General features: G+C 47.3%; 20 protein-coding genes. 4 read left to right on the top strand and 16 right to left on the bottom strand.

The annotated features are described in order from the left end of the window. Positions 1 to 48: 48 nt before the first annotated feature. The gene (locus tag ACO0LI_RS12425) at positions 49 to 264 is read left to right on the top strand and encodes a hypothetical protein (RefSeq protein WP_423032803.1); all 216 of its coding nucleotides are present in this window, start codon (positions 49 to 51) and stop codon (positions 262 to 264) included. A 554-nt stretch (positions 265 to 818) separates the two neighbouring features. Then, complete coding sequence (locus ACO0LI_RS12430) at positions 819 to 992, top strand: hypothetical protein (RefSeq protein WP_423032804.1); 174 nt, start codon at positions 819 to 821, stop codon at positions 990 to 992. A 168-nt stretch (positions 993 to 1160) separates the two neighbouring features. Here ACO0LI_RS12430 and ACO0LI_RS12435 read toward each other — a convergent pair whose 3' ends face one another. From ACO0LI_RS12435 to ACO0LI_RS12460, 6 genes are all read right to left on the bottom strand, one after another. Then, positions 1161 to 1475: a hypothetical protein gene (locus ACO0LI_RS12435; protein WP_423032805.1), complete on the bottom strand. Its 315-nt coding sequence runs from the start codon at positions 1473 to 1475 to the stop codon at positions 1161 to 1163. After that, positions 1472 to 1849 carry a hypothetical protein gene (locus ACO0LI_RS12440; RefSeq protein ID WP_423032806.1) on the bottom strand — a complete coding sequence of 126 codons (378 nt, stop codon included), beginning with the start codon at positions 1847 to 1849 and terminating at the stop codon, positions 1472 to 1474. The genes ACO0LI_RS12435 and ACO0LI_RS12440 overlap by 4 nt, the downstream gene beginning before the upstream one ends. Before the next feature lie 114 nt (positions 1850 to 1963). Further along, positions 1964 to 2311: a hypothetical protein gene (locus tag ACO0LI_RS12445; RefSeq protein ID WP_423032822.1), complete on the bottom strand. Its 348-nt coding sequence runs from the start codon at positions 2309 to 2311 to the stop codon at positions 1964 to 1966. Between the two features lie 384 nt (positions 2312 to 2695). Beyond that, a complete protein-coding gene (locus ACO0LI_RS12450; RefSeq protein WP_423032807.1) occupies positions 2696 to 3058 on the bottom strand; it encodes a hypothetical protein in 363 nt (120 codons plus the stop codon). A 108-nt stretch (positions 3059 to 3166) separates the two neighbouring features. Continuing rightward, the gene (locus ACO0LI_RS12455) at positions 3167 to 3559 is read right to left on the bottom strand and encodes a hypothetical protein (protein WP_423032808.1); all 393 of its coding nucleotides are present in this window, start codon (positions 3557 to 3559) and stop codon (positions 3167 to 3169) included. Between the two features lie 219 nt (positions 3560 to 3778). Further along, positions 3779 to 4825, bottom strand: a complete 1047-nt coding sequence (locus ACO0LI_RS12460) for a DNA-binding protein (RefSeq protein WP_423032809.1) — start codon at positions 4823 to 4825, stop codon at positions 3779 to 3781. Between the two features lie 207 nt (positions 4826 to 5032). Here ACO0LI_RS12460 and ACO0LI_RS12465 point away from each other — a divergent pair, with 207 nt between their 5' ends. Together ACO0LI_RS12465 and ACO0LI_RS12470 are read left to right on the top strand one after the other, a co-directional pair. Further along, complete coding sequence (locus ACO0LI_RS12465; protein WP_423032810.1) at positions 5033 to 6013, top strand: site-specific integrase; 981 nt, start codon at positions 5033 to 5035, stop codon at positions 6011 to 6013. Positions 6014 to 6053: 40 nt separating this feature from the next. Then, on the top strand, positions 6054 to 6644 hold the full coding sequence (locus tag ACO0LI_RS12470) for a DUF2726 domain-containing protein (RefSeq protein WP_423032811.1): 591 nt from the start codon (positions 6054 to 6056) through the stop codon (positions 6642 to 6644). 28 nt (positions 6645 to 6672) lie between these two features. Here ACO0LI_RS12470 and ACO0LI_RS12475 read toward each other — a convergent pair whose 3' ends face one another. The 10 genes from ACO0LI_RS12475 to gspK all read right to left on the bottom strand — a co-directional run bounded on the left by ACO0LI_RS12475 (position 6673) and on the right by gspK (position 20842). Then, positions 6673 to 7155 carry a Fur family transcriptional regulator gene (locus tag ACO0LI_RS12475; protein WP_423032812.1) on the bottom strand — a complete coding sequence of 161 codons (483 nt, stop codon included), beginning with the start codon at positions 7153 to 7155 and terminating at the stop codon, positions 6673 to 6675. A 542-nt stretch (positions 7156 to 7697) separates the two neighbouring features. Continuing rightward, positions 7698 to 8981 carry a glycoside hydrolase family 47 protein gene (locus ACO0LI_RS12480; protein ID WP_423032813.1) on the bottom strand — a complete coding sequence of 428 codons (1284 nt, stop codon included), beginning with the start codon at positions 8979 to 8981 and terminating at the stop codon, positions 7698 to 7700. Between the two features lie 93 nt (positions 8982 to 9074). Continuing rightward, positions 9075 to 9992 (bottom strand): carbohydrate kinase family protein, encoded by a 918-nt coding sequence (locus tag ACO0LI_RS12485; protein ID WP_423032814.1) that lies wholly within the window; start codon positions 9990 to 9992, stop codon positions 9075 to 9077. Beyond that, positions 9985 to 11217 carry an AGE family epimerase/isomerase gene (locus ACO0LI_RS12490; RefSeq protein ID WP_423032815.1) on the bottom strand — a complete coding sequence of 411 codons (1233 nt, stop codon included), beginning with the start codon at positions 11215 to 11217 and terminating at the stop codon, positions 9985 to 9987. The genes ACO0LI_RS12485 and ACO0LI_RS12490 overlap by 8 nt, the downstream gene beginning before the upstream one ends. 21 nt (positions 11218 to 11238) lie before the next feature. Beyond that, the gene (locus tag ACO0LI_RS12495) at positions 11239 to 12672 is read right to left on the bottom strand and encodes an MFS transporter (protein WP_423032816.1); all 1434 of its coding nucleotides are present in this window, start codon (positions 12670 to 12672) and stop codon (positions 11239 to 11241) included. 8 nt (positions 12673 to 12680) lie between these two features. Beyond that, positions 12681 to 15008, bottom strand: coding sequence for a GH92 family glycosyl hydrolase (locus ACO0LI_RS12500; protein ID WP_423032817.1), 2328 nt, complete (start codon positions 15006 to 15008; stop codon positions 12681 to 12683). Between the two features lie 62 nt (positions 15009 to 15070). Beyond that, positions 15071 to 17428 carry a GH92 family glycosyl hydrolase gene (locus ACO0LI_RS12505; protein ID WP_422949935.1) on the bottom strand — a complete coding sequence of 786 codons (2358 nt, stop codon included), beginning with the start codon at positions 17426 to 17428 and terminating at the stop codon, positions 15071 to 15073. Between the two features lie 54 nt (positions 17429 to 17482). After that, a complete protein-coding gene (locus ACO0LI_RS12510) occupies positions 17483 to 18469 on the bottom strand; it encodes a LacI family DNA-binding transcriptional regulator (protein WP_422949936.1) in 987 nt (328 codons plus the stop codon). A 295-nt stretch (positions 18470 to 18764) separates the two neighbouring features. Next, positions 18765 to 19613, bottom strand: coding sequence for a hypothetical protein (locus tag ACO0LI_RS12515; RefSeq protein WP_422949937.1), 849 nt, complete (start codon positions 19611 to 19613; stop codon positions 18765 to 18767). 149 nt (positions 19614 to 19762) lie between these two features. Beyond that, on the bottom strand, positions 19763 to 20842 hold the full coding sequence (gene gspK / locus ACO0LI_RS12520) for a type II secretion system minor pseudopilin GspK (protein WP_423032818.1): 1080 nt from the start codon (positions 20840 to 20842) through the stop codon (positions 19763 to 19765). Positions 20843 to 21435: the final 593 nt, after the last annotated feature.

The following is a 21435-nucleotide window of genomic DNA, read 5'->3' on the forward strand; positions in this document are numbered from 1 at the left end:
GATTTTCGCCCAAGATGATTACTGTTTAAACGTACAGTGATTAATATCATGCCATATACAGACAAATACAAGGAAGGCGACGAGCAGACCGGCTATTTTTGGTACTACGAAGTGCCAGGTAAAAAGAAAATGGTGCGCACACGCTGGCGCATGAATGAAGAAAATGCTGCTATTTATTTTGCTGGGCAGAAGTACGAACGATGCGACTTTGATTCATACACGTTCATCACAGGCAGCATTTCGTCACGCGGGAACTTTCTCTAAAGTTGCAGGGTATGGGGTCGCTTTAGACCCCATGATTGCTGTGGTGGCTGGTCGATCATAGTTGGCCGTGTCCGCAGTTTGATGTACGCCAACTGATGGCCGACTGTGCGCCATGCAAGCCAAACTCAGCCGCCAATATCTTGTATCATCAGTAAGTTACTTGCTCCTGATACAACGACATGCAGTTAGAGCTTTTCCCATTTGAACCTTTATCCGTAGCCGAAAAACAACATATTTACGAAAATATTTCTGCGCATTATTGGTACATTCGGAACAGCCGAAAAACGAGAATGCACGATGCTAGGCGGCGCAAATATTATCGTTTGATTGAGGCCGAAAAAAAACGCCTGCTCATGGCAGGCGTCTCAAAGCGTGAAATATTGGATTACTTAGCTTGCTGCCGCTTGACCTGTGGAAAGGCTAAAATCTGTCCATTTTGTAAGGGCGAGTATCGACCGATTTACCAACGACTTCAGCATGTTTTGCAGCCTTCTTAATAGCGCCCTCAATTTCGCATAATTTATATTATGTAAAATAGCTTCCAGAATGAAGGCATGGATTTCATCAAAAATTTCGGCGACAATGCGGGCAATCTTTTCCCCGTTTGCATTTCAAACGGCAGCAAGCTAAGTAATCCAGAACCTCCCTTTTTGAAACGTCTGACAACATCAGGCGTTTTTTTTCAACCTCAATTTCCCGATATGCTTTTCTGCGGCGAGCATCGCTAAAACGCCATGTACGCGTGTTCCTGAGTGTCCAATGGCCATCAGTTGGCGTACATCAAACTGCGGACGCGGCTAACTATGATCGACCAGCCACCACAGCAATCATGGGATCTAAAGCGACCCCATACCCTGCAACCTTATAGAATAATGCTACGTGATGTAGAGACTTAACTAAGTAATCTCTTTGGGAGGAAGTTGCATTTCATTTAAAAGAGACCATGATCTATTACTAAGATATCCATTTGTAGATAGAGAATCATAAGGCATGATCAAGAACATGCCTTTAGGGCCAGAAAAATGTTCATTGCCAAAATGTTCAACTACCTTAACTACCAACTGTCCTGCAGTAGCATTAGATACAAAGAAAAACGAGTGCGGAAGATCATTCCTCCAACTTTGAATATCGTCACACGTATCTAAAAAATTCTTTACTTCTTCATATGTGCCAAGAGCATCAGAGTAAAGAAAGACATAAGATTTTCTCATTCTGTATCCTCTTGCCTTCTGCTTTCCAATAATTTAGCTGTAGGATTACTTATCATTGTTAGAGTATTTGCAATTTGAGGAAAATCATCACCTTTCTCCTGAGCAATCTCAAGAGTCCTTTTTCGTAACTGAAAGTCTTCAGATTGCAACTTATCTCGATCAAAGAAGAGAAGATAAAAAAAGCCAATCATTGCTGTGACTACGGGACAAAAGGTAATGATTTGCGCAAAAAGAGGCCAGTCCTTACTCATAAAGTAACTTCCCGGAGCTGTGATAATGGCACAAAGCCATAGCACAGGATTCAACGCACTCTTAACTTTCAGCTGGCCACCAGCCTCAACAACCGACGTTATAATCTGGTCTCTTATTTTCAACATAATCTCCAACAATCAAGTATTACACCCAACGCACAGGTTTCACATAACTAAGTAGAATTTTCACAATTTTTGTAATTGCAATACTAAGAGTATCTCACTTTTTTGCTGTCACTACCTTTTGGATTGCAGGAACGCTGGCAAAAACGACAAGCCAGAATGTGAGCCGCTTTGCTTGTCCTGGCTGAGTCCACCGAGTACCACGACATCGCCATCTTGCAAGCTCAGGCTGGTTTCAACTTCACGCTTGTTCAATGTCGGGCTGTTATTCACACCTGTAGTCGTCGTCACAAAGTCGCTGATCTGCTGGCGCACCTTCAAATCGACAACTTCATCTCTGATATTGGGCTTATCCTCAAATGTTACGCCGCTGTTTCTGTACTGCACGTCTTGCCCAGCTCCGGACGGATAGGACACCGCTCCGAGAACCAGCACTTCTTGGCCGCTGTTGAATCTGCCTATGTCACCGGATTAACCGGGGATGCCTGCACAGTCAGGCCGATCACAAGCATTGCATAGGCAATCACTTTCATTTCTTTTCTCCAGTAAGCGCACCTGTCCACATCGTTACCCTGCGACCGTCAACCATACCGATTGCAGTCGCATCATTACTACTGAATACAGAAGGCGACTCAGCACGCACCCTACCCTGACTATCAGACTGCATGTCGTTGCATCAGGGACAGGTAAATTGCAGATGATATCGGCCAACCATGATCGACTAGCAACCGCAGCATTCATGGGATCTAAAGCGAACCCATACCCCGCAACTTGTTATGGGAGATACCTGTTAATTGCACCAGAAGGTATAAAAGAGAAAGTCATACCTAAGCTCGTAACGGGCCTTTACCGATTTGTTGAGGGTCTTTTCATAAGCGCAGAGCAAAGTTGCTCTGAAAAGAGAATGATTTCCGGACTATCTTCTTTGAAAAAAATTACATATGCGTTGTCACGTGTAATCAATTTATGCATGAATCTATCTTCGGTAGTTGGTTTAGTATTACTAGATCTATATTCTGCAGTTATAACATCAAGAAATGTTTTTTTGCTTGCATGCGGATGCGACTTCTTAAGCACGTTTAATATCTCAGTTGGAGTCACGTTGCCGCTTAACTGAGGAAACTGCTCATACATTTCCGTAAGTGGAACACAACCTTCCTCGCGATTTAGCGCAAGCCATTTTGTTTCTCCTGCATTCGCTATATTCATTAACATTGTCAATGCAAACATTAGTCCAGAGAATAAACTACGCATTTGGGCACCAATTGAAAGTCGAAAATTGCATAGATGATCAGACGTTAACACCAAACAATAAAATTATATTTCCTGCAATTGTAATGCAAGCATTATTTCAGACTTGGTATTTTCACCGCCTTTTGAGTGCAGGAATGCTGGCAAAAGCGGCCGGCCGGAATGAGAACCGGTCTGCTTATCCTGGCTCAATCCACCAAGTATCATCACATCGCCATCCTGCAAACTCAGGCTGGTTTCCACTTCACGCTTGTTCAATGTTGGACTGTTATTGACACCTGTAGTTGTCGTCACAAAGTCGCTGATCTGCTGCCTTACCTTCAAATCGACTACCTCGCCTCTAACACTTGGCTTGGCCTCAAAAGAAACGCCGCTGTTTCGGTATTGCACGTCCTGGACTGCCTGGAGGCCGCGCCACCTACTGTAGAGACGCGGTTGTCGAACAACTGGAGACTTCATAGGCAACACCCCTGAGCATGACTTGCCCTTTACTGTCGTCAATCCAAGCCAAGAGTTTCTGCAACGTTGCGACTTTCTTTGCGCTACTACTGAACAGTACCTCAGGTCAATGAGAGGGACTGTCGAACCTTACGGCACCTGCTTTGGTAACTACCACCCTGCCCTCAGCCAGGCTAGAAAATTTCCTTGCACAGGCGAGGATCCAAGGCTGCACTACTTTTACTTGCCCAGATGAGGCTCTGTGTCTTCGGGCTTCATTCTTTCGCGGAGCAAGTTTTTTAATTCCACCATCATCATCTCCTGCGCATCGATCTTGGCTTTCGCGGCATTCAACTCCAATTCTATTTGGCGCAGGTGTTGCTGATGCTCGGTATTTCTGGAAGAAAAATCTGTCAGGCGGGTTTTTAATTCTTCGATTAAAACGTCCTTCTCATTCAGTTGTGGCTCCAGCAATTTGGCGCGTTGTTCGATTACGCGTAATGCTTCTACTTGGCTATTGAGTTTGCGGTAACTGGTTTGCTCTTCATAGATGTTTTTTTGTGCTTGCGCTATTTCTGCCACCCAGCGGGCACCATCCTGGTTGAGTCGCGTTATTTCATTCTGTTTATTGATCAGGCTTTGCTGCAACTGACGTTGCTCTGCCTGCAGTTGCTGCACCTGCTGCTCATGGCGCCGGATATCCTGATCACGTTGCTCTTTCACGGACATGCGATAGTGTTCAAGCGCATCGCGGGCATGTTGGTGCTTTTCTTCCAGTGACTGCCGGTGAACCTCATTTTCTGCCAGGCGTTCCCGCAGATCAATGACTTGCTGGGCCAGGGTATGGTGGGCCATGGACTCGGTTTGCAGGGCTTCCCTGGTTTGCTCGTGTGATGCTATCTCTTGCTTGATTGCGGCAATTGTCAGATCGAGTTTTTCTTTTGTCTGCGCATTGCTGGCTCTGAGCTCGGCAATTTCTGCTGCATGCAGATGATCCTTTTCAGTGCATTGAGCTGCCATTTCCGCAATGCGATTATCTGCTTCAGATTCCAGTTGAGTGGCTAATTGTGCCACCAGGTTTTGCAGGGCTTCACTAATGGGGACTTTGCTGCCTGCATTGCCGCCGCCCTCCTCTTCCAGCTCTTTGAGGTATTTGTGAATTGTCGTCTTGGAGCCGGTGTTGCCAAGGACAATTCTTACCGCATCGACTGATGGATGGCGCCCCTGCGCTATCAGAGTATTGCGCGCTTTTTCTACTTCTGACTTGTATAACCCAGTTCTCGCCATGACTTTTCCCATGAAATATCATAATGTATTACGTACCATGTAATTACATACTAAAATATTACTTTAATTTATAGATAAAATCTACTTAATTAACACTGGATAAATCAATATTATCCAGTGTTAAGGTGGAAATCCGTTAAAATTACCCCGACAACCACTGCACATCCAATTTGGAAGGACTATGGCGAAAACGGCATCGGCAGGCTTATGAGCAAAATCGATCACTACTTACACGCTGGCACGCGCGACAATACGCGCGCTGCCTATCAGGCAGCGGTCAGGCATTACGAAATCGAATGGGGTGGATTTTTGCCCGCGACGAGCGAAAATATCGCTCAATACCTGGTTGATCATGCAGAATCACTGGCGATGAATACATTGCGTCAGCGGCTTGCTGCATTAGCTCAGTGGCATATAGACCAGGGCTTTGCTGATCCAACCAAAGCACCGCTGATAAAAAAAATACTTCGCGGCATACAACGAGAAAATCCTGCCCAGGAAAAACAAGCCAAGCCGTTCCAGCTTGAGCAGCTTGCTCCGGTTGACCGTTGGCTGGAGAATGCAATTGCCGCTGCAAACGCATCTGGCGACCTTGCCGCAGAATTAAGGCACACCAGAAACCGTGCTTTATTGCTGCTTGGGTTTTGGAGAGGGTTTCGTGGCGATGAACTGACGCGGCTACAGATTGAATACATAGATATCGTTCCAGGCCAAGGTATGAGTTTGTTCTTGCCGCATACAAAAAGTGATCGCCAAAATAAGGGGAGCACTTTTAAAGCACCTGCGCTAAAGCAGCTTTGCCCTGTTGCCGCTTATACGGCCTGGAAAGAATTAGCGGGACTCACATCAGGGCCAGTATTCAGGTCTATCAATCGCTGGGGGCATATTGGAGATGAAGGCTTGCATATGGATAGCCTGATCCCTCTGCTACGCACCATCTTCGAAGATGCAGGTGTAATTAATGCAGATGATTACTCGGCACACTCACTCAGGCGTGGATTTGCGAATTGGGCGAGCAGCAATGGCTGGGATTTAAAAACGCTGATGGAGTACGTGGGCTGGAAAAGCGTACAAAGTGCGATGCGCTATGTAGATGCGGTTGATCCATTCTCGCAACATAGATTCGAATCAAGCCTGTCACTACAAGGCAACGTATCAAGTCCAAAATCACGCATTACGGCAAGTTAATTGTTTATAATTAAATATTGCCAAATATTTAATTCATATTATGCCGGGCACAAGCAAACAAATCCTGGAAGCACTACCCTTGTCACTTTTCAACGCGGTGATGATCCTGATCATCGGGCTGCTATTTGTGGCGATGGCCGTTACTTACTGGCAAATACTTAAACAAAGAAAAAATCCAGACAAGTACAGAACTGCAGAAGTGTTTGCGTCATTGTGCGCTGTTGGGATATCAACACGAAAAAGGCCGGTGCTCTCCATGCGGGAGCAGCCTATGTATGGGCAACTGGTGAAAGCCTTCCCTGACTATGTGGTGTTGGCGCAGGTATCGTTCAGTGCTTTGCTTGAAACGAATGATAAGGCAGTCAGGAATAGATACTGCAGAAAATATGCAGATTTCGTTATCTGCACCAGGGCATTTGGGGCAATTGCCATCGTCGAATATGATGACTCCAGCCACAATGGACGGGAAAAGGAAGATGCAATACGAGAATCTTTCTTGATAGCCGCTGGCTACCCTGTTTTCAGATACAGGACTATTCCAGATCTGCAGAAATTGAGGCAGGATATTACGCCGGAAGCTTTGAAATTTACTAGCCCCATGTTGCCGGCATCTCTGGCAGAACAGACATAACAAATGCCGATGTCATTCTGGATTGCTGCTACTTATGCCCGGCATTTTCTAGTTTTGTTGCTGCATTGACTCGTATTAATAAAGGTGATGATGATGTTTCCATACCATGCTGACGCACCAGCTGATCTAATTTCCCCCGGAGTTCACTTTCATGGACAGTGATACTGCGCCCTGATTGCTCACAGACCAGACATATTTCTTCGGCAGCGATGCTTGCATGAGCTAATCGGTATTTGGCCTTACCTTCTACATCAAAAGAGCGCTGCAAAAAATTGATCGACGTCAGATCGGCGAGTACCCTGTAAATTGTTGTGATACTACCTAACCTGCCCTGTCTTAACAGTTCCCTTAAAATGTCTTCTGGATAATGGTAGCCTTCGCCAATTTGTATAATTGCCGCCAGCATTCCTACGCGGCCAACAGTCGGGCGCAATCCTGCTCGCTGCAACTGTTCGGCCAGACCCGGTATTTCTCCCGAATTCATCGAGTTGAGTCTAATTTTCTTTTCCATTTTTACCATTCAAACATGCCTGTAGGGAGTGCAATTGGCTATGCGCGACCAGAATGGCATAAACAAATGCAAAAAACAAATAATAATGATTCTCATTCATGTTTGCAAGAGGCATGTTTATATTTTTATACTTTAATGTGCGTTTTTACGTTCCATGCTTTGGTTCTGGATATAAATAGGACTTACGCAAAATTGGCCTCGACGATTTTTGCTTCGGCCATGCACAGATCTCAATGAGCACAATAAATACAGCGAACCCCAAACCGTCATTCCCGCATGCTTTTAGCGGGAATCCATCGTTGTTCAACCGTAGACCGATGGGGCCGATCAGGCATGGATACCCGCCTGCGCGGGTATGACGAATTTGGAAGTTCGGTAGACTGCAAACTTGGGGCGGTTTTGCGTAAGTCCTAATAAACCTTATGCTGACCATTAATTGAAAAGTATAAAATTGATGTGACGTCATAACTTGGTGAAAACGAGAGCAAGAATGCAGTCATCAAGCCTTTTATACTTTTACAAATTTAAATTCACAGAAAAATTTACTTTATCTGTAACGGGTGCGCCTCAGTATTAAAAGTAACTTTATCGAAATCCAGGGCAGATTTTGGCGCAAACAAAAGGTAATAATATTTGAAGGTTTCGGCAAACAAGAAGCTTTCCATGGAATCGTCTTTTTCTTTGCTACGCACATCTTTCAAGGCTGCATAACCAGACTCGCTGCGGCAATATTTCACGAAGTCTTCAAAAAATTCCTTACCCATGAGGCGGTATTTTGCGTCACCAGTAGTGCGATACAGGTAATAGGCTGACTCAATAATTTCTGGCCGCAAATGATAACTGCCAGAAGTGACGGTCATAGTCTTATAGTCAAGCGACTCTGGTTCAATACCATGTATTCGCCACATCTTCAAACCAGAATCCTGTAATCGCTTAGCGCGTTCCACATCGCCACTCAATACCAGCAGCGCGGGCATGAACGCATCAAGTGCGCCATAGCGGCTTGCCGTGCGTGCCCCACTTTGCATGTTTGCACGCCCGTACCAGAATCCGCTATCGACCTCATCTCCGAGATAACGGTTAACGCTGTCTATACTGGTATCCCACATGGCCTTGCAATCGGCATCGCCAAACAAGCGCCAGCATTTATAGATGTACTCGTAGTAAGAGTCGATACCACCACCGATGTGAGAGTTCTGGTCGGCCCACTCCCCTGTTTCTACATTTATGCGCGCACCAACCAGGCCGATGGACGAGCGGCGCTCATAGGTTGCCACCAATGCCTTTTTCGCCTTTTGGAAATAGATAGGCTTGTTGCTGAGTTTGCTCAGCATACCAAATTCTAATAGCAGCGTACCTGTCTCTGCCGGGTTGCTGACATTGCCACGCACTTGGCCGGTCTTGAGATTCACATGGGTATAGGGCAAGCCTGTAGGTGTTTCAAATACCGGCAATAATCGCTGCCCCAGGTCTTCTGCGAGATTCAGCAAACGCTGGTCTTTTGTTATTTGGTAAGCGGATAGCAGGCCACCCAGCAAGCGAATCGTGATTTCAAAATTCTGTACATAAATATCCTGGTCAAAATTGAGCTTGGAGACGATCAGGTCTTGCGCTTCTTTTGCTTCTTTTTTCAAGCCCATGATCAGGAAAGTATCCAAGGCATCCACCGGTGTCATCAACAGTGAAGTGCCATACCAGTCATGTGGCGTGCGGCTCAATGGTTTTACTGCGTCATGACCCCAGGCAAATTGCTTATATGCTTGCCAGGCATGTTGGGTTTCGCGCTTTACCTTGTTGGCCATGAGCTGCGATTGCGCTTCAGTCATGCTGTTTTCTGCATGAGCTAAGGTACTGCCAAGCGTAAAAAAGAGTAAGGCACAACTGATGCGTAAGGTCTTCAACATAGAAAATTCTCCGGGTTAATTTTTCTTGATTTTTTCGTACAGGGCCGACACTTGCTCAAGACTAGGCGCTTGCGCACCAGCCGCCAAACATGCTGCTGCACCGCTGGCGACAGAGAAATCCAGGTGTTCTTGCCAGGTTTTCTCTGGTGTCTTGTGCAAGCTATAAAGCAAGCCCGCGATACTGGCATCGCCAGCGCCTATCGTGTCGATGACATTGATCTGGGGTGGCAATGCTTGCCAGGTCTGATCGCCTAGATGCAAAGAAGCTCCTGCTGCACCTCGGGTATACAGATAAACCGCTTCGGGATTGAATTCACGTAATTGTGCCAAGGCCATGTCGGCGTTTTCCTGGCGAAAAAGCCCACGTAAATCATCATCAGATATTTTTATTACGTCAGCCAATTGCGTCATTGTGCGCAAAGTAGCGTCGTATCTGTCGTCCATCAGATTACGGAAATTGGGGTCATAACTGATCTTTACCCCATCCTTTTTGCATTGCCTTGCCAATGAAATCAATGTTGTTGCCAATGGCTCGCGCGCCAAGCTGATGCCACCAAAATGTACCCATTGCAAATCGCGGTTCCATCCATCTGGTAAAGCCGCAGGTGCAAAATATAGATCAGCACTGTCTTCGCCAATGAAGAAGTACTTTGGTGGCGCGGTCTCAGCAACAATCGCGAGCAAGGGTGATTTTTGAAAGCGTTGTAGCAAACGCATGTCCAGGCCAGCCTGCTTATTGGCTGCATACAATGCATCGCCAAACACATCTTCACTGATAGCCCCGGCAAAACCTGTGCGCAAGCCTAGTTTTGCCAGATTACGGGCGACATTCCAGGTGGAGCCGCCGACCAGGCTTTTCCAGTCATTTGGGCCAGTACGCAGCATGTCGGTCAAAGCTTCACCAGCACAGACAAATTGAGGAAAGTCAGTCATGATGTTTGCCCAGTTTCAATACATTCAACACTTCATAACATGCACCCATGGTATGGTAATCAGTCTTTCCGGCTGGGCTTTTTTCATCGCTGATTTTATGGTTACTGTTATCCAGGATGCGGTACCAGGCACCGTACTGGTGATCAACAAAATGCGTCCAGCTGTATTGCCAGATTTTGTCGTACCAGTCCCAGTATTTTTGCTTACCTGTGCGTTGTGCCAGGCAAGCTGCAGCAGCGATTGACTCAGCCTGCACCCAAAAGTATTTATCGCCATCGCAAATACTGTGATCTGGAGCAAAGCCATAGCAAATGCCACCATACTTCTGATCCCAGGCGAGATCCAGTGCTATGTCAAACAGGCGCTCGGCTGCTGGTAAAATCCACGCTGAATCGCCTTGTAAATTTGCAGCCTCTGCATCCAGCAGTACCAGAAGTTTAGACCATTCAGTGAAATGCCCTGGTTGAAACCCCCAAGGACGGAATAGATTTGCCTTGTCCTCAAGATTGTATTTCCAGTCTATCTGCCAGGCATTATCGTAATGTTCCCATATCATGCCGCCGGCTTGAGAGGCTTGTCGCTGGGTGATGGATTTGGCTATCACTTCCGCGCGATGCAGATGCTTGACTTCACCAGTCGCCTGATAGGCTGCCAGCATCGCTTCACAGCTATGCATATTGGCATTCTGACCGCGATAAGTGTCGAGGTGCGTCCAGTCCGCACTGGCCTGGTCTGCATAGAGTTCAAATTCTGGTAGCCAGAACTTTTCTTCCATGAGAGCCACGGTTTCATCGATATAAGCACGTGCCTCATCCATGCCTGCCATTACTGCGTGGGAATAGGCGAGCAAAACAAAGGCCAGGCCATAGCAATGATTATTATCGTCAATGATATGTTTCTTGCCATTGTCCCAACTCAGTTGCCAGGCATAGCCGCCATTGACGGCATCACGGTGCACTTCGCGCAAGAATGTGACACCGTGTTGCACCATCTGCAAATAACGTGGATCAGAAAACTGCCGGTAGGCCATTGCATAATCAAAGATGAAACGAGTACTGCTGACCAAATGACGCGAGGTCGCATCATAAACCTGGCCGTCATCTTTAAAATAATGATAAAAGCCACCGCTGATATCTATGCAGCGTGGATGATAAAAACGCATGGTGTGCGCTATGTGCTCAGTCAAGATACTGGCAGCACGAAAATCTGGAAAAGTCATTGTCATGATCTGGAGTTGCTGGGGTAATTAATGCGCGGTAGTTGCTTTTCTTTGTAAATCTATTCCCTGTCTGGCCAAGATGGTTTTTACCTTCCAGGAATAAAAAGCCAGATAAGAAAAACAGCCTACGCCGACGATATAGCTCATTTGTATACCGACTTTATCGGCAACAAAGCCTTGCAGCCAGCTCACAACACCGCCGCCCATGATCATCATGATCAGGAAATTGCTACCCTGCCCCGTATGCTTGCCGAGACCGCTGATAGCCAAAGAGAAAATGCAAGGCCACAAAGTGCTACAAAACAAACCTATGCTGGTGAATGCATAAATGCTTACCATGCCGCTGGTGCACATACCAAGTATCAAAGCAGAAATACCCAGTGCAGAGAAAATGCCCAGCATGTTTGCAGGATTTCCCTTGCTGGCAAGGTCAGCAAAAATCAACACCAGGACAACAGCACCATATACATAAAAACGGTTTAACTCATGTTGCGCTATCGCGTTCACAGCAAGAAACACGCTGAAGGCCAGATACGGGGCAAGAAATTTCGCCAGCTTTGCTGCGCCGTCACTCAACTGAAAAGCCTCGACCGCGCCCGTCCAGCGGCCTATCATTAAACTGCCCCAATACAGCGAAATGAATGGTGCGATATCCTTGGTCAGATAGCCCTGAGTCAGTTCCATATAGGCAGGTAGATTACTGGCAGTGGATACCTCGACACCCACATAGACAAAAATCGCAAGCATGCCCAAGACCAATTGCGGGAACTGCAATGCAGAGCTAGGGCCATGTGTATGGCTGTCTTGCGCTTCTTCTTCCAGTGCCGGGCGGTCAGGCAAAGATGAAAATTTGAGGAAAACAGCAACCAGGAAAAATACCAGCCCCAAAACCAGGTAAGGTATTTTGACGCTTTCTATACTGGCGACCGTATTGTTTGAAGATGGTGTACCAAATATGGCAAAGCTCACTATCAACGGGCCTATGGTGGTACCAAAATTATTAATCCCACCAGCAAGGGTCAGTCGTTGTGAGCCGGTTTCGCGCGAACCCAAGGCAATCGCCAGTGGATTAGCCGCCGTTTGCTGCAATGAAAACCCCAGGCCCACGATAAACAGACCAGATAGCATTAATGCAAACGAACTTGAATTAGCTGCCGGATAAAATAACAAAGTACCCAGCGCAGATATGCAAAGCCCTAGTGCCAATCCGTTTTTGTAACCTATCTTCTGTATCAGATCCTGTTTAAGCACGGCAGAAACCAGCAGGTATAGCAAGGAGCCAACCGTATAGGCAACATAAAAAGCAAGCGATACAAACTGGCTTTGTGTTTGCGACAGATGGAACGCTGCCTTGAACACAGGGATTAAAATATCATTGCTGGCTGCGACAAAGCCCCAGAAAAAGAATACCGTCACCAGTGGTATGAATTGTCCCCAATACGTGTGTGCTGATTTATTCATCATCGGCCTCATTGATATGGTGTTTGTGTATAGGGTCGCGCATCCTTGAGATTGCCCCACTTCTTGTTTGGCTCAGCCTGCATGACAAACACCAGCTCGCCACCTGCCATGATTTGTTCATGACGCAGATAGTTTTGATCCAGCACTTTCCCATTCAAACTGACGCTTGCCACATAAGGGTGAGCATCACTCAGATTCTGGGCGCGTATGGTGAACTGTTTGCCATTCGGTAATTGCAGTGTCGTTTTATCCAGAAACGGGCGACCAAGTATGTATTCATTACTACCGGGAGCAACCGGGTAAAAACCAAGACTTGTGAAAACAAACCAGGCAGACATCTGGCCAAGATCATCATTGCCAGACAATCCATCAGGTTTGGCCTGATACTGGCTTTGCATGATTTGCTGCAAGCGTTGCTGCGTTTTCCATGGGGCGCCGAAGTAATTATATAAATAAGCGACATGATGTGAAGGTTCATTACCATGAGCGTAATGCCCTATCAGGCCGGAAATATCTTCCATGTGCGCATAGACTTTGTGATCCACTTTTGCATCGAATACCTGATCAATTTTCGAGATGGCAGCAGCATCACCTCCCAGCATGCTGATCAGGCCGGCATTATCATGCGGCATATACCATGAATATTGCCATGCACTGCCTTCGGTATAATCACTGCCAAAATTGGATACGGTCGGGTCAAAAGGGACACGGAATTCACCATTCGATTTACGCGCACGGATAAAGCCGGTCTTGGTATCAAACACATTGCGGAAATTCTGGGCACGGGCATAATATTTTTTCGCGATATCAGCCTTGCCCATCTTCTCGGCCATACGCGCGATTGTCCAGTCATCAAAAGCATATTCTACGGTTTTGGATGCGGCTTCTGGTTCCAGATCGGTTGGCACATAACCCAGTTTCATATAATGCTTTAAGCCGCCATAAGGGCCATATTCAGCGCTGGCCATCATTGCATTCAATGCGCTATCTGCATCAAAACCTGGAATACCCTTCATGTAGGCATCAGCTATCACGGGTACCGCGTGATAGCCTATCATGCACCAGGTTTCCAGGCCATGGAATTGCCATACCGGCAGTATGCCCTCAGGACTATATTGCTGGGATGCCAGCAACGAGCGCACAAAATCAGCATTGCGCTGGGCTGGCTGTATCAAGGTCAATAAAGGATGGAGAGCACGGTAAGTGTCCCATAAGGAAAAGGTGGAATGAAAACGGAAGCCATCGGCCTGATGGACCTGATTATCCGGCCCACGGTAACGGCCATCCACATCCATAAACAGGCTGGGACCCATCATGCTGTGGTACAAGGCGGTGTAAGCCTTGGTGCGCATCTCTGGTTTTGCTTCAATACTGACTGCTGACAGGGCATCGTCCCAGGCCTGCTTCGACTTGGCGCGCTGCGCTGTAAAGTCCCAATCCTGAATTTCAGCCAAGTTTGCAATGGCGCCATCTTCACTGACAGCTGAAATCGCCACTTTGACCATCAGAGTCTGGTCGTCGGGAACACCAAAATCCAGCGCGGCAACCAGCGCCTTGCCTTCGACTTTGGCTTTATCCTGCGGGCCGCTGCCCGGCCCGGCAAAGCCTCGGTATTCGACTGCATCTTCACGGTTATGGATTTCACGCGTCGATAATGGCCGTGAAAATTGCATGGCAAAATAAACCTGGCGACCTGCCGCCCAGCCACGGGTTTCACGCATGCCGGTGATAATACCGTCCTTGCGTACGCGAATGCTGGACCAAAGATTTTTTGTTTTGTAATCGTAAATACTGCTACGCAAATCGACGATTAACTTGGCCGCCTCACCTTTGGCAAAACGATAGCGGTGCATGCCTACCCTATCACTCGCCGTCAATTCGACATCAATCTCATGATCCAGCAACTTGACTGCATAATAGCCAGGCTCGGCACGCTCTTCCTTGTGGCTAAAACGTGAACGATAACCGCTGAAAGGGCGTTCTGGATAGCCTGGCTCCAGTTTGGTGTCGCCGCTATAGGGCATCAACAATACGTCACCCAGATCAGAATGGCCAGTACCTGAAAAATGTGTATGCGAGAAGCCAAGTATGGAATCATCTTCATAACGATAGCCAGCCGCCCAGGGATAACTCTGGCGGAAATGTCGTACCTGCGTATCGGGACTTAATTGCACCATGCCAAAAGGACGTGTCGCGCCAGGGAATGTATGACCATCACCGCCGGTGCCTATGAATACATTGACGGCATCAACCGGACGTGAACTACTGGCTGGCGCAGCATCAACACTGTTGGCGATGACCGCGCCAAGGAAAATTAGCCCGCAAATACGAAACATCATATGTACCTTTTCAGTGGATTCTTTTAAAGCGACGAATACAACAACTGCCTGAATTAAATTTATTCAAATGATGGTGGTAACTCACCTGGTTTTATCGCCCATTTTTTATTGGCTTCCCTGCCAAGTTTAAAATCCAGGTTCAGCTTACCGTCCAAAGCACTTTCATTGAGCCAGGATTTCGTCAATGATTTGCCATTCAAGGTCAGGCTTTGCACGTATTTAAATTGCGTGCCAGTCTGATCTGTATTGATGGTCAATGGTCCTTGTTTTCGTTGAACCACGATTTTCTTGAAAGTTGGGCTGGCAATCAGTAATTCTGCCCGGCCTGGGTATTGTGGATACAAGCCCATCGCTGCCCATACATACCATGCAGACATCTGACCCAGGTCATCGTTGCCAGGTATGCCATCCGGGCGATTGTGCCAAAGCTGCCCTAACACTTCGCGTACTACTTCCTGGGTTTTCCAGGGTTGTGCGGCATAAGAATATAGCCAGGCTGCGCCAATCGAGGGTTCATTATCCATTTCCGAATGATGTGCACCAGAGACAGTCAGTGTCCATGCGCCAAAATCACTTTTGAAAAATTTATCCAGCCGCTGCGTGGATTTTTCAACGCCGCCCAGGGTCTTGATCAAGCCATCAGCATTGAATGGCACCATCCAAAGATACTGAGCACCACTTCCCTCTACCATGCCCTCGTCTGAGGCCGGGTCAAACGCGGCGACGAACTGGCCATCCTGTTTGCGTTCCTGCAGATAACCAGTGGCGGGATTGAAGTGATTTTTCCAGTTTTGCGCCCGGGCCAGAAATTCTTTCTTCGCAGCCTGATCGCCCAATTTTCCAGCGAATGAGGCCAGCGCAAAGTCGGCACTTGCATATTCCAGTGCATCAGATACCATGCCCCAGCCTGGCGCTGATTGTGGCATATAGCCATATTTGATCCATTGATCCAATCCCGGTCTTTGCCCTACACACATGACAGGACAGCCATCCCTGGACAAATCCAGTTTGGTCGGGGTGCGCGCCGCTTTAGCGAGCGAGGTAAAAGCCGTAGCCACATCAAAATCACGTGCACCAAATGCGTACATGCTGGCAACCGACGCAGTAGCAGGATCACCGTTCATGACGCCAGTGGCACCATTATTATGCGTCCAGCGGTCCCACACACCATTGTTTTGCTGGGCCTGGTTCAATAAAGACTGTGCTATATCACTGGCGATTTTTGGTTCGATCAGGGCGATCAATTGCACTTGTGAGCGGTAGATATCCCAGCCTGAAAAATTGGCATATTGCGCCAATTGGGGAGCCTTTACCTTATGTGTCTTTTGATCAAAACCTGCATACTCACCATTGATGTCACTAAAAAGATTAGGGTGCAGCAAGGAGTGATACAAGGCAGTATAGAAAATCGTGCGCTGGTCTTTGTCTCCACCAGTCACATCAATTTTAGCCAATTGCTGATTCCAGGCCTGGCGGGTTTCTTTTACAACCGTCTCCAGAGATTTTTCTGCAGATATTTCTGCATTCAGATTTTCTGTGGCATTTGCTACGCTGACATAAGAAATACCAATCCGTGCTTCAACATTTCTGGCATTACCAAAATCTATCCAGGCACCGGAACCTTTGTTGAGTTGCGGGAAGCCTTTGTCATCCAGCTCTGTCGCACCTTCTGCGGCTATACCATTGGGAATGATTTTCTCGTTTTGCCAGGTTGCGGTTGCCGCGAATTTCTGGTTAAAGCGGGCGACGAAATGAATTGTGTAATAAGGCCTGCGTGTCACAGGGTGCAGATATCCGCAAAAGTTACCGCTGCTGACCGAACCGCTGACGGTATTCGTCGCAGTGTCAATTTTTAAATTAGCCGCAAAACTGCCTAACTGCGAATCAGAATTGCGTATCAAAATCGCTGCCTTACCCTGTGAAGGATAGACAAAGCGCGCAATACCTGCACGCAGGCTGGCACTTAATTCACTTTGTACGCCATTTTCCATGCGCACTTTGTAGTAACCAGGTTGCACGGTTTCATTTAAATGGGAATAGCGACTGGCATAATGCTCGTCCTTGCTGTCCAGCGAGGGTGAAGTACTGAGCTCTGTCGTCACTGGCATGAAAGGTATGTCACCACTGGCACCACGACAACCTGTACCTGATAAATGCGTCAGACTGAAGCCACGTATTTTTCTGGCTTCGTATAAGTAGCCCCCCGGAGCCGCTGCCTTGTTTTTTTCGCCTCTACTGGTCTCTGGGCTAAAGCTGAACATACCAAAAGGCATAACTGCCCCTGGAAAAGTATTGCCCAGATTTGTCGTCCCTATCAACGGATTGACCTCTGCCGCAAGATCAGTACCTGCCTTTGCATAAAGTTGTGGCACACAAATTAACGTAATCGAAGCAAATAAAATGGTAGAACGACGCATGATTTTTCCAAAAATTATATGGCGTTAATGACTTAGTCCGATGAGTTTCAATCTTCAAACAGATTGCACACTGCTGCCCCGTACAATCAATTGCACTGCAAGTGTGGTCTCCAGGCTCTCTGGTTGTGCATTGCGCAGTAGCATAGCCACGCCTTCTGCGCCCAGTCCTTCCTTATCTACGGCAATACTGCTTAAAGTTGGGTGGGCTCTCGCTGCTGCCCGGATATCGTCAAAACCAACAATGGCGATATCTTCAGGGACCTTCAATCCCATATCCAGACAAGCAGTCATCGCAGTCAGGGCAGTATTATCGTTGTAGCAAAAAAGAGCATCTGGTGGCTCAGACATGGACAACAAATCTGTCACTGCCTGCCTGACTATTTTTTCTTCTTCAGCCTGATGCGGAATCGCAATTTCATATTCTGGATTAGCCAGCATTTTTGCGTCAAACAAGGCCTTGCGAAAACCATGAACACGTTCTTGTATGCTGTAATGCGCATGCGGGCCGCTTAACATGGCTATGCGTTTGCGTCCGGTGTTGATCAAATGTTGCGTAGCTAAATAACCGCCCAGACGATTATTCGGGTTAATTGAGGTATAACCGGCCAGATGCATATCAATCAGCACCAAGGGTTTTCCTGAAGTGCGTATCGCCTGCAATAATTCTGCTTCGAAAAAACCCGCACACACAATCGCATCCGGCTGATGCACCCTGATTTGCTCCATCACTGGCTCAGCCGGGCCCACGGCGACAAATGACAATGCAATGCCGGCTCGCCTGCAGGCAGCTTCTGCCCCGTGCAAAACGATGGAATAAAATGGGCTGCTCGACAAATTATTGTGCTGCCTGTGCAACAGAAAAGCGATACGTCGAATGCGCCCATGCTTTAACTTTGACAGGTCGTAACCCATTTCTTGCGCAGCATTAAAAACCAGGGCGCGCGTGGTTTCTGTCAAACCAGTCTGGTTTTTGAGCGCACGGGAAATCGTGCCCACTGAAAAACCAGTGGCTTCGGCCAGGTCGCGTATGGTTATGCCCATGCTGATAGAGAAAAAAACAAAGTCATCATAATCTGCTAAACAAATTTAAGAAATTGCTGTAAAAACGGTATCTGATGGTAGCTTTGTCTTGAAAAATCGGTCAATCAATGTCTGAATGCGACTTTTAGTTTAGTTAGTTTACTAAACAAAAATGATGGTTTTCAACAACGCTTTGTTGTTACCAAGAGCCTGTGGAGTCGTGTAGTTGCAGCGCTTCATGCCGTGTACAACGACATGAAGCGCTTAGTCTGGTTGCAGGAAAACCTGCTGCCTGGTCAGATGCTTTAGCGTTTTTTCAGTACACGCTCACCTGGTAATTTTTATTATAGAAGTGCCCTGAACCAGATTTCACTTCAGTTCCTGCCTCTACCATCATCACATAGTAGGCGCTCTTGAATACATCGACCCTCCTTCGCGCTGCTTCTGCAAAAAAATATTTCAGGTTTTTATTGAAGTAACGGGCATTCACCCGTTTTCGGAATTGCATGACAGGCCAGCTATTGCCGTTGGACGTCATGGTCGCTTGCCAGACATCCCAGGTTTCGCCATCAAGCACAAAGCTGGCAGCGTCTTTAACACCCCAGCCTGCGGTCTGCGAGTTAGCAGAGGAGTCAGGTATGACCATGATTTCTCCTTTGAGGTAACTCGTATTCCAGATGTTGGATGAATGGAAGAAGACGTCGATGGCATGGTTGTAGGTGCCAACAATATTGCCCGTTCCATCGTAGCCCGCTGTGGCAAAGCTCCATAGCACATCGACGTTTTTTGTATTGGCGCCGAACTGATAAGGCAAGCCAGACGTGGCCGGATTATTCTGACTATTGCTGGCACCCCGGCGTATGCTTGGGTATGACTTGACTGTACTTGTATCACCGCCAAATCCCGTCCATTTATAACCCGCCCCGTCCATGGTACTGGTTGAATTGGTAAAGATGGTTTCAGACCAGTTCGTACCTGCCCCGCTGATACCCCACAGATTTGTAGAGAGATCATACTGATCTACATAAATGTGCTTGTTGCTTGCATCGGCAGGGTTGGCCGAGGCGGATGCTGCCTGCGCCTGATGGCAGAAGGTAAGCCCCAGCAGCAATCCGGCTATAAGCAGTTTAACTTTTGCGGGATTCGAGTTTCTTGTCTTAATCATTGTTGTCTCCATTTTTTTATGCTGATTGAATTTGATAATGCACGAATTTGATGCATGGGGTATTCCACGGCAAATATCGGCGGTGGCCCGCGTACGCCGCTGGCACCAGAGCAAAGCTGACTGGTCGTGAGTGTTGAAATCAATTCGCCTCAGCTTTTACGCATCCAGATAACAGCGGTAGGTAAAACGTCATCGCGCGCCTGGGTGTCAGGAAAACGCCCCCCTGTCTTGCGCCGGATAAGGGCTTCTGAAGACAAGCTCATGCGACCCAGCCTGATCTGCTGTTCCACTAGAAAATAGTCACTTTTTACATCCAGGAAAGTGTCCTTCACCAGCAATGCTTCGTCCGATTGTTGGGGTTGTTGGGGTTGTTGGGGTTGTTGGGGTTGTTGGGGTTGTTGGGGTTGTTGGGGTTGTTGGGGTTGTTGCGATCGTTGCGTTATTTCGGCGCGCTTGCGTATTACCTGCTGCTGCCGCGCTTGTGACAGCATCATCGTGTTTTGCTGTGATCCGGTAACGGCGAATAGCAACACTAACGAGGCTGTATTGACATTCAAGGCAGTAGGTTCAGGCAACAGCACGACAAACTCCCTGAGCCTGGACAGTATCTGAGAGGTATATCCGGGGATAGTGACGAGATCATCAATGTGAACGAGGGCGAATATATTTTCACCTGCTGTCCCCGTCGATTGGGTAGCGGCGATAGCAGTTGCTGTCAGTTCCGCCAGGGCGGTATCTATTTTCAATATCTGAAGCAATCGCCGGTAATTGCTCACCTGGCCCTCATTGATCTTGCCACCAGTCGCCAGATTCATAAGGTTGTAGCGGGATTGAGCATCCACAACCCGGATGGTCAGTGCGGCAATGCTAGATTCTGCCTGCTGTAATAATTCATCTAACTTTATTGTGGCGTCAGATTTAGCCCAAGCCCCATCCAGGCTGGTGACGCCATCATTTTCCATCGCATCCAGCCTTAATATCTGGCGGGTCTTGTCCAGCACATCTCTTTGCAACGCACGCATCCGTTGTTGTTCGAGTTGATTTTCAAGCGACTTGAACTGAATATGTTGTGGCCAGAACATCCCGCTGACCACAGTAACTGCAAGCGCCGAAAACAATAGTGCAAGTACGACGGCAACTCCTTGCTGGTGCAGACCATACCTGATGTGAATGGTCGTACGGGTATGGGCTGCGATTTCTTTGTGCGTACACATAGTTGGCATTTCCATCCCAGGTCTCATGAGTTCATTTATTGTCCAGGTAGTCGCTTAAACCAATGGTAGCGCTACCAAACATGGAATTAATGGTAGCGCTACCTTTGAGGCTATGTCAACTACTTTTCCATTATTGCGAAATTAGCAGTTAAGCCGTAGTTAAGTAACAGTGCTTGGTAAAGCATTTCGCGGGGCCAATCCAGCTAGTTTTGATTCTGCTAATTTGATCTGAATTGCATTTATAATATTAAATATACAACGTCATTTGTTGCCGCAAACAGGTAAGGCAGGCGATAAAGGGGTAATCGTATCTTTGGTGCATATAGGTGCGGTAGCAAATCTCCCCCTTAACCACGCTCTCTTATAACCTCAATATACTCAAAATTATCTATTTGCAAACATCCTCAATATAGGTAGAATTTCCGAAACTATCTTGTATTGAGAGGTCCAATGAATTCCCTTGAATTGCGTTTCGTTGGTTTAAATAAATAAGGTAATCCCCCGGCTCTGCCGGGGGACTCCTCAAGGTTTGACCTATACGGCGGTCGGTTTGAAACTTCTATCTCTACCAAAAGAAGGAGTTTCAAGATGAAAGAGTATCAAAGTTT

The organism is Undibacterium sp. Tian12W, assembly GCF_049339405.1.
In the GTDB taxonomy this organism is placed as follows: domain Bacteria; phylum Pseudomonadota; class Gammaproteobacteria; order Burkholderiales; family Burkholderiaceae_D; genus Undibacterium.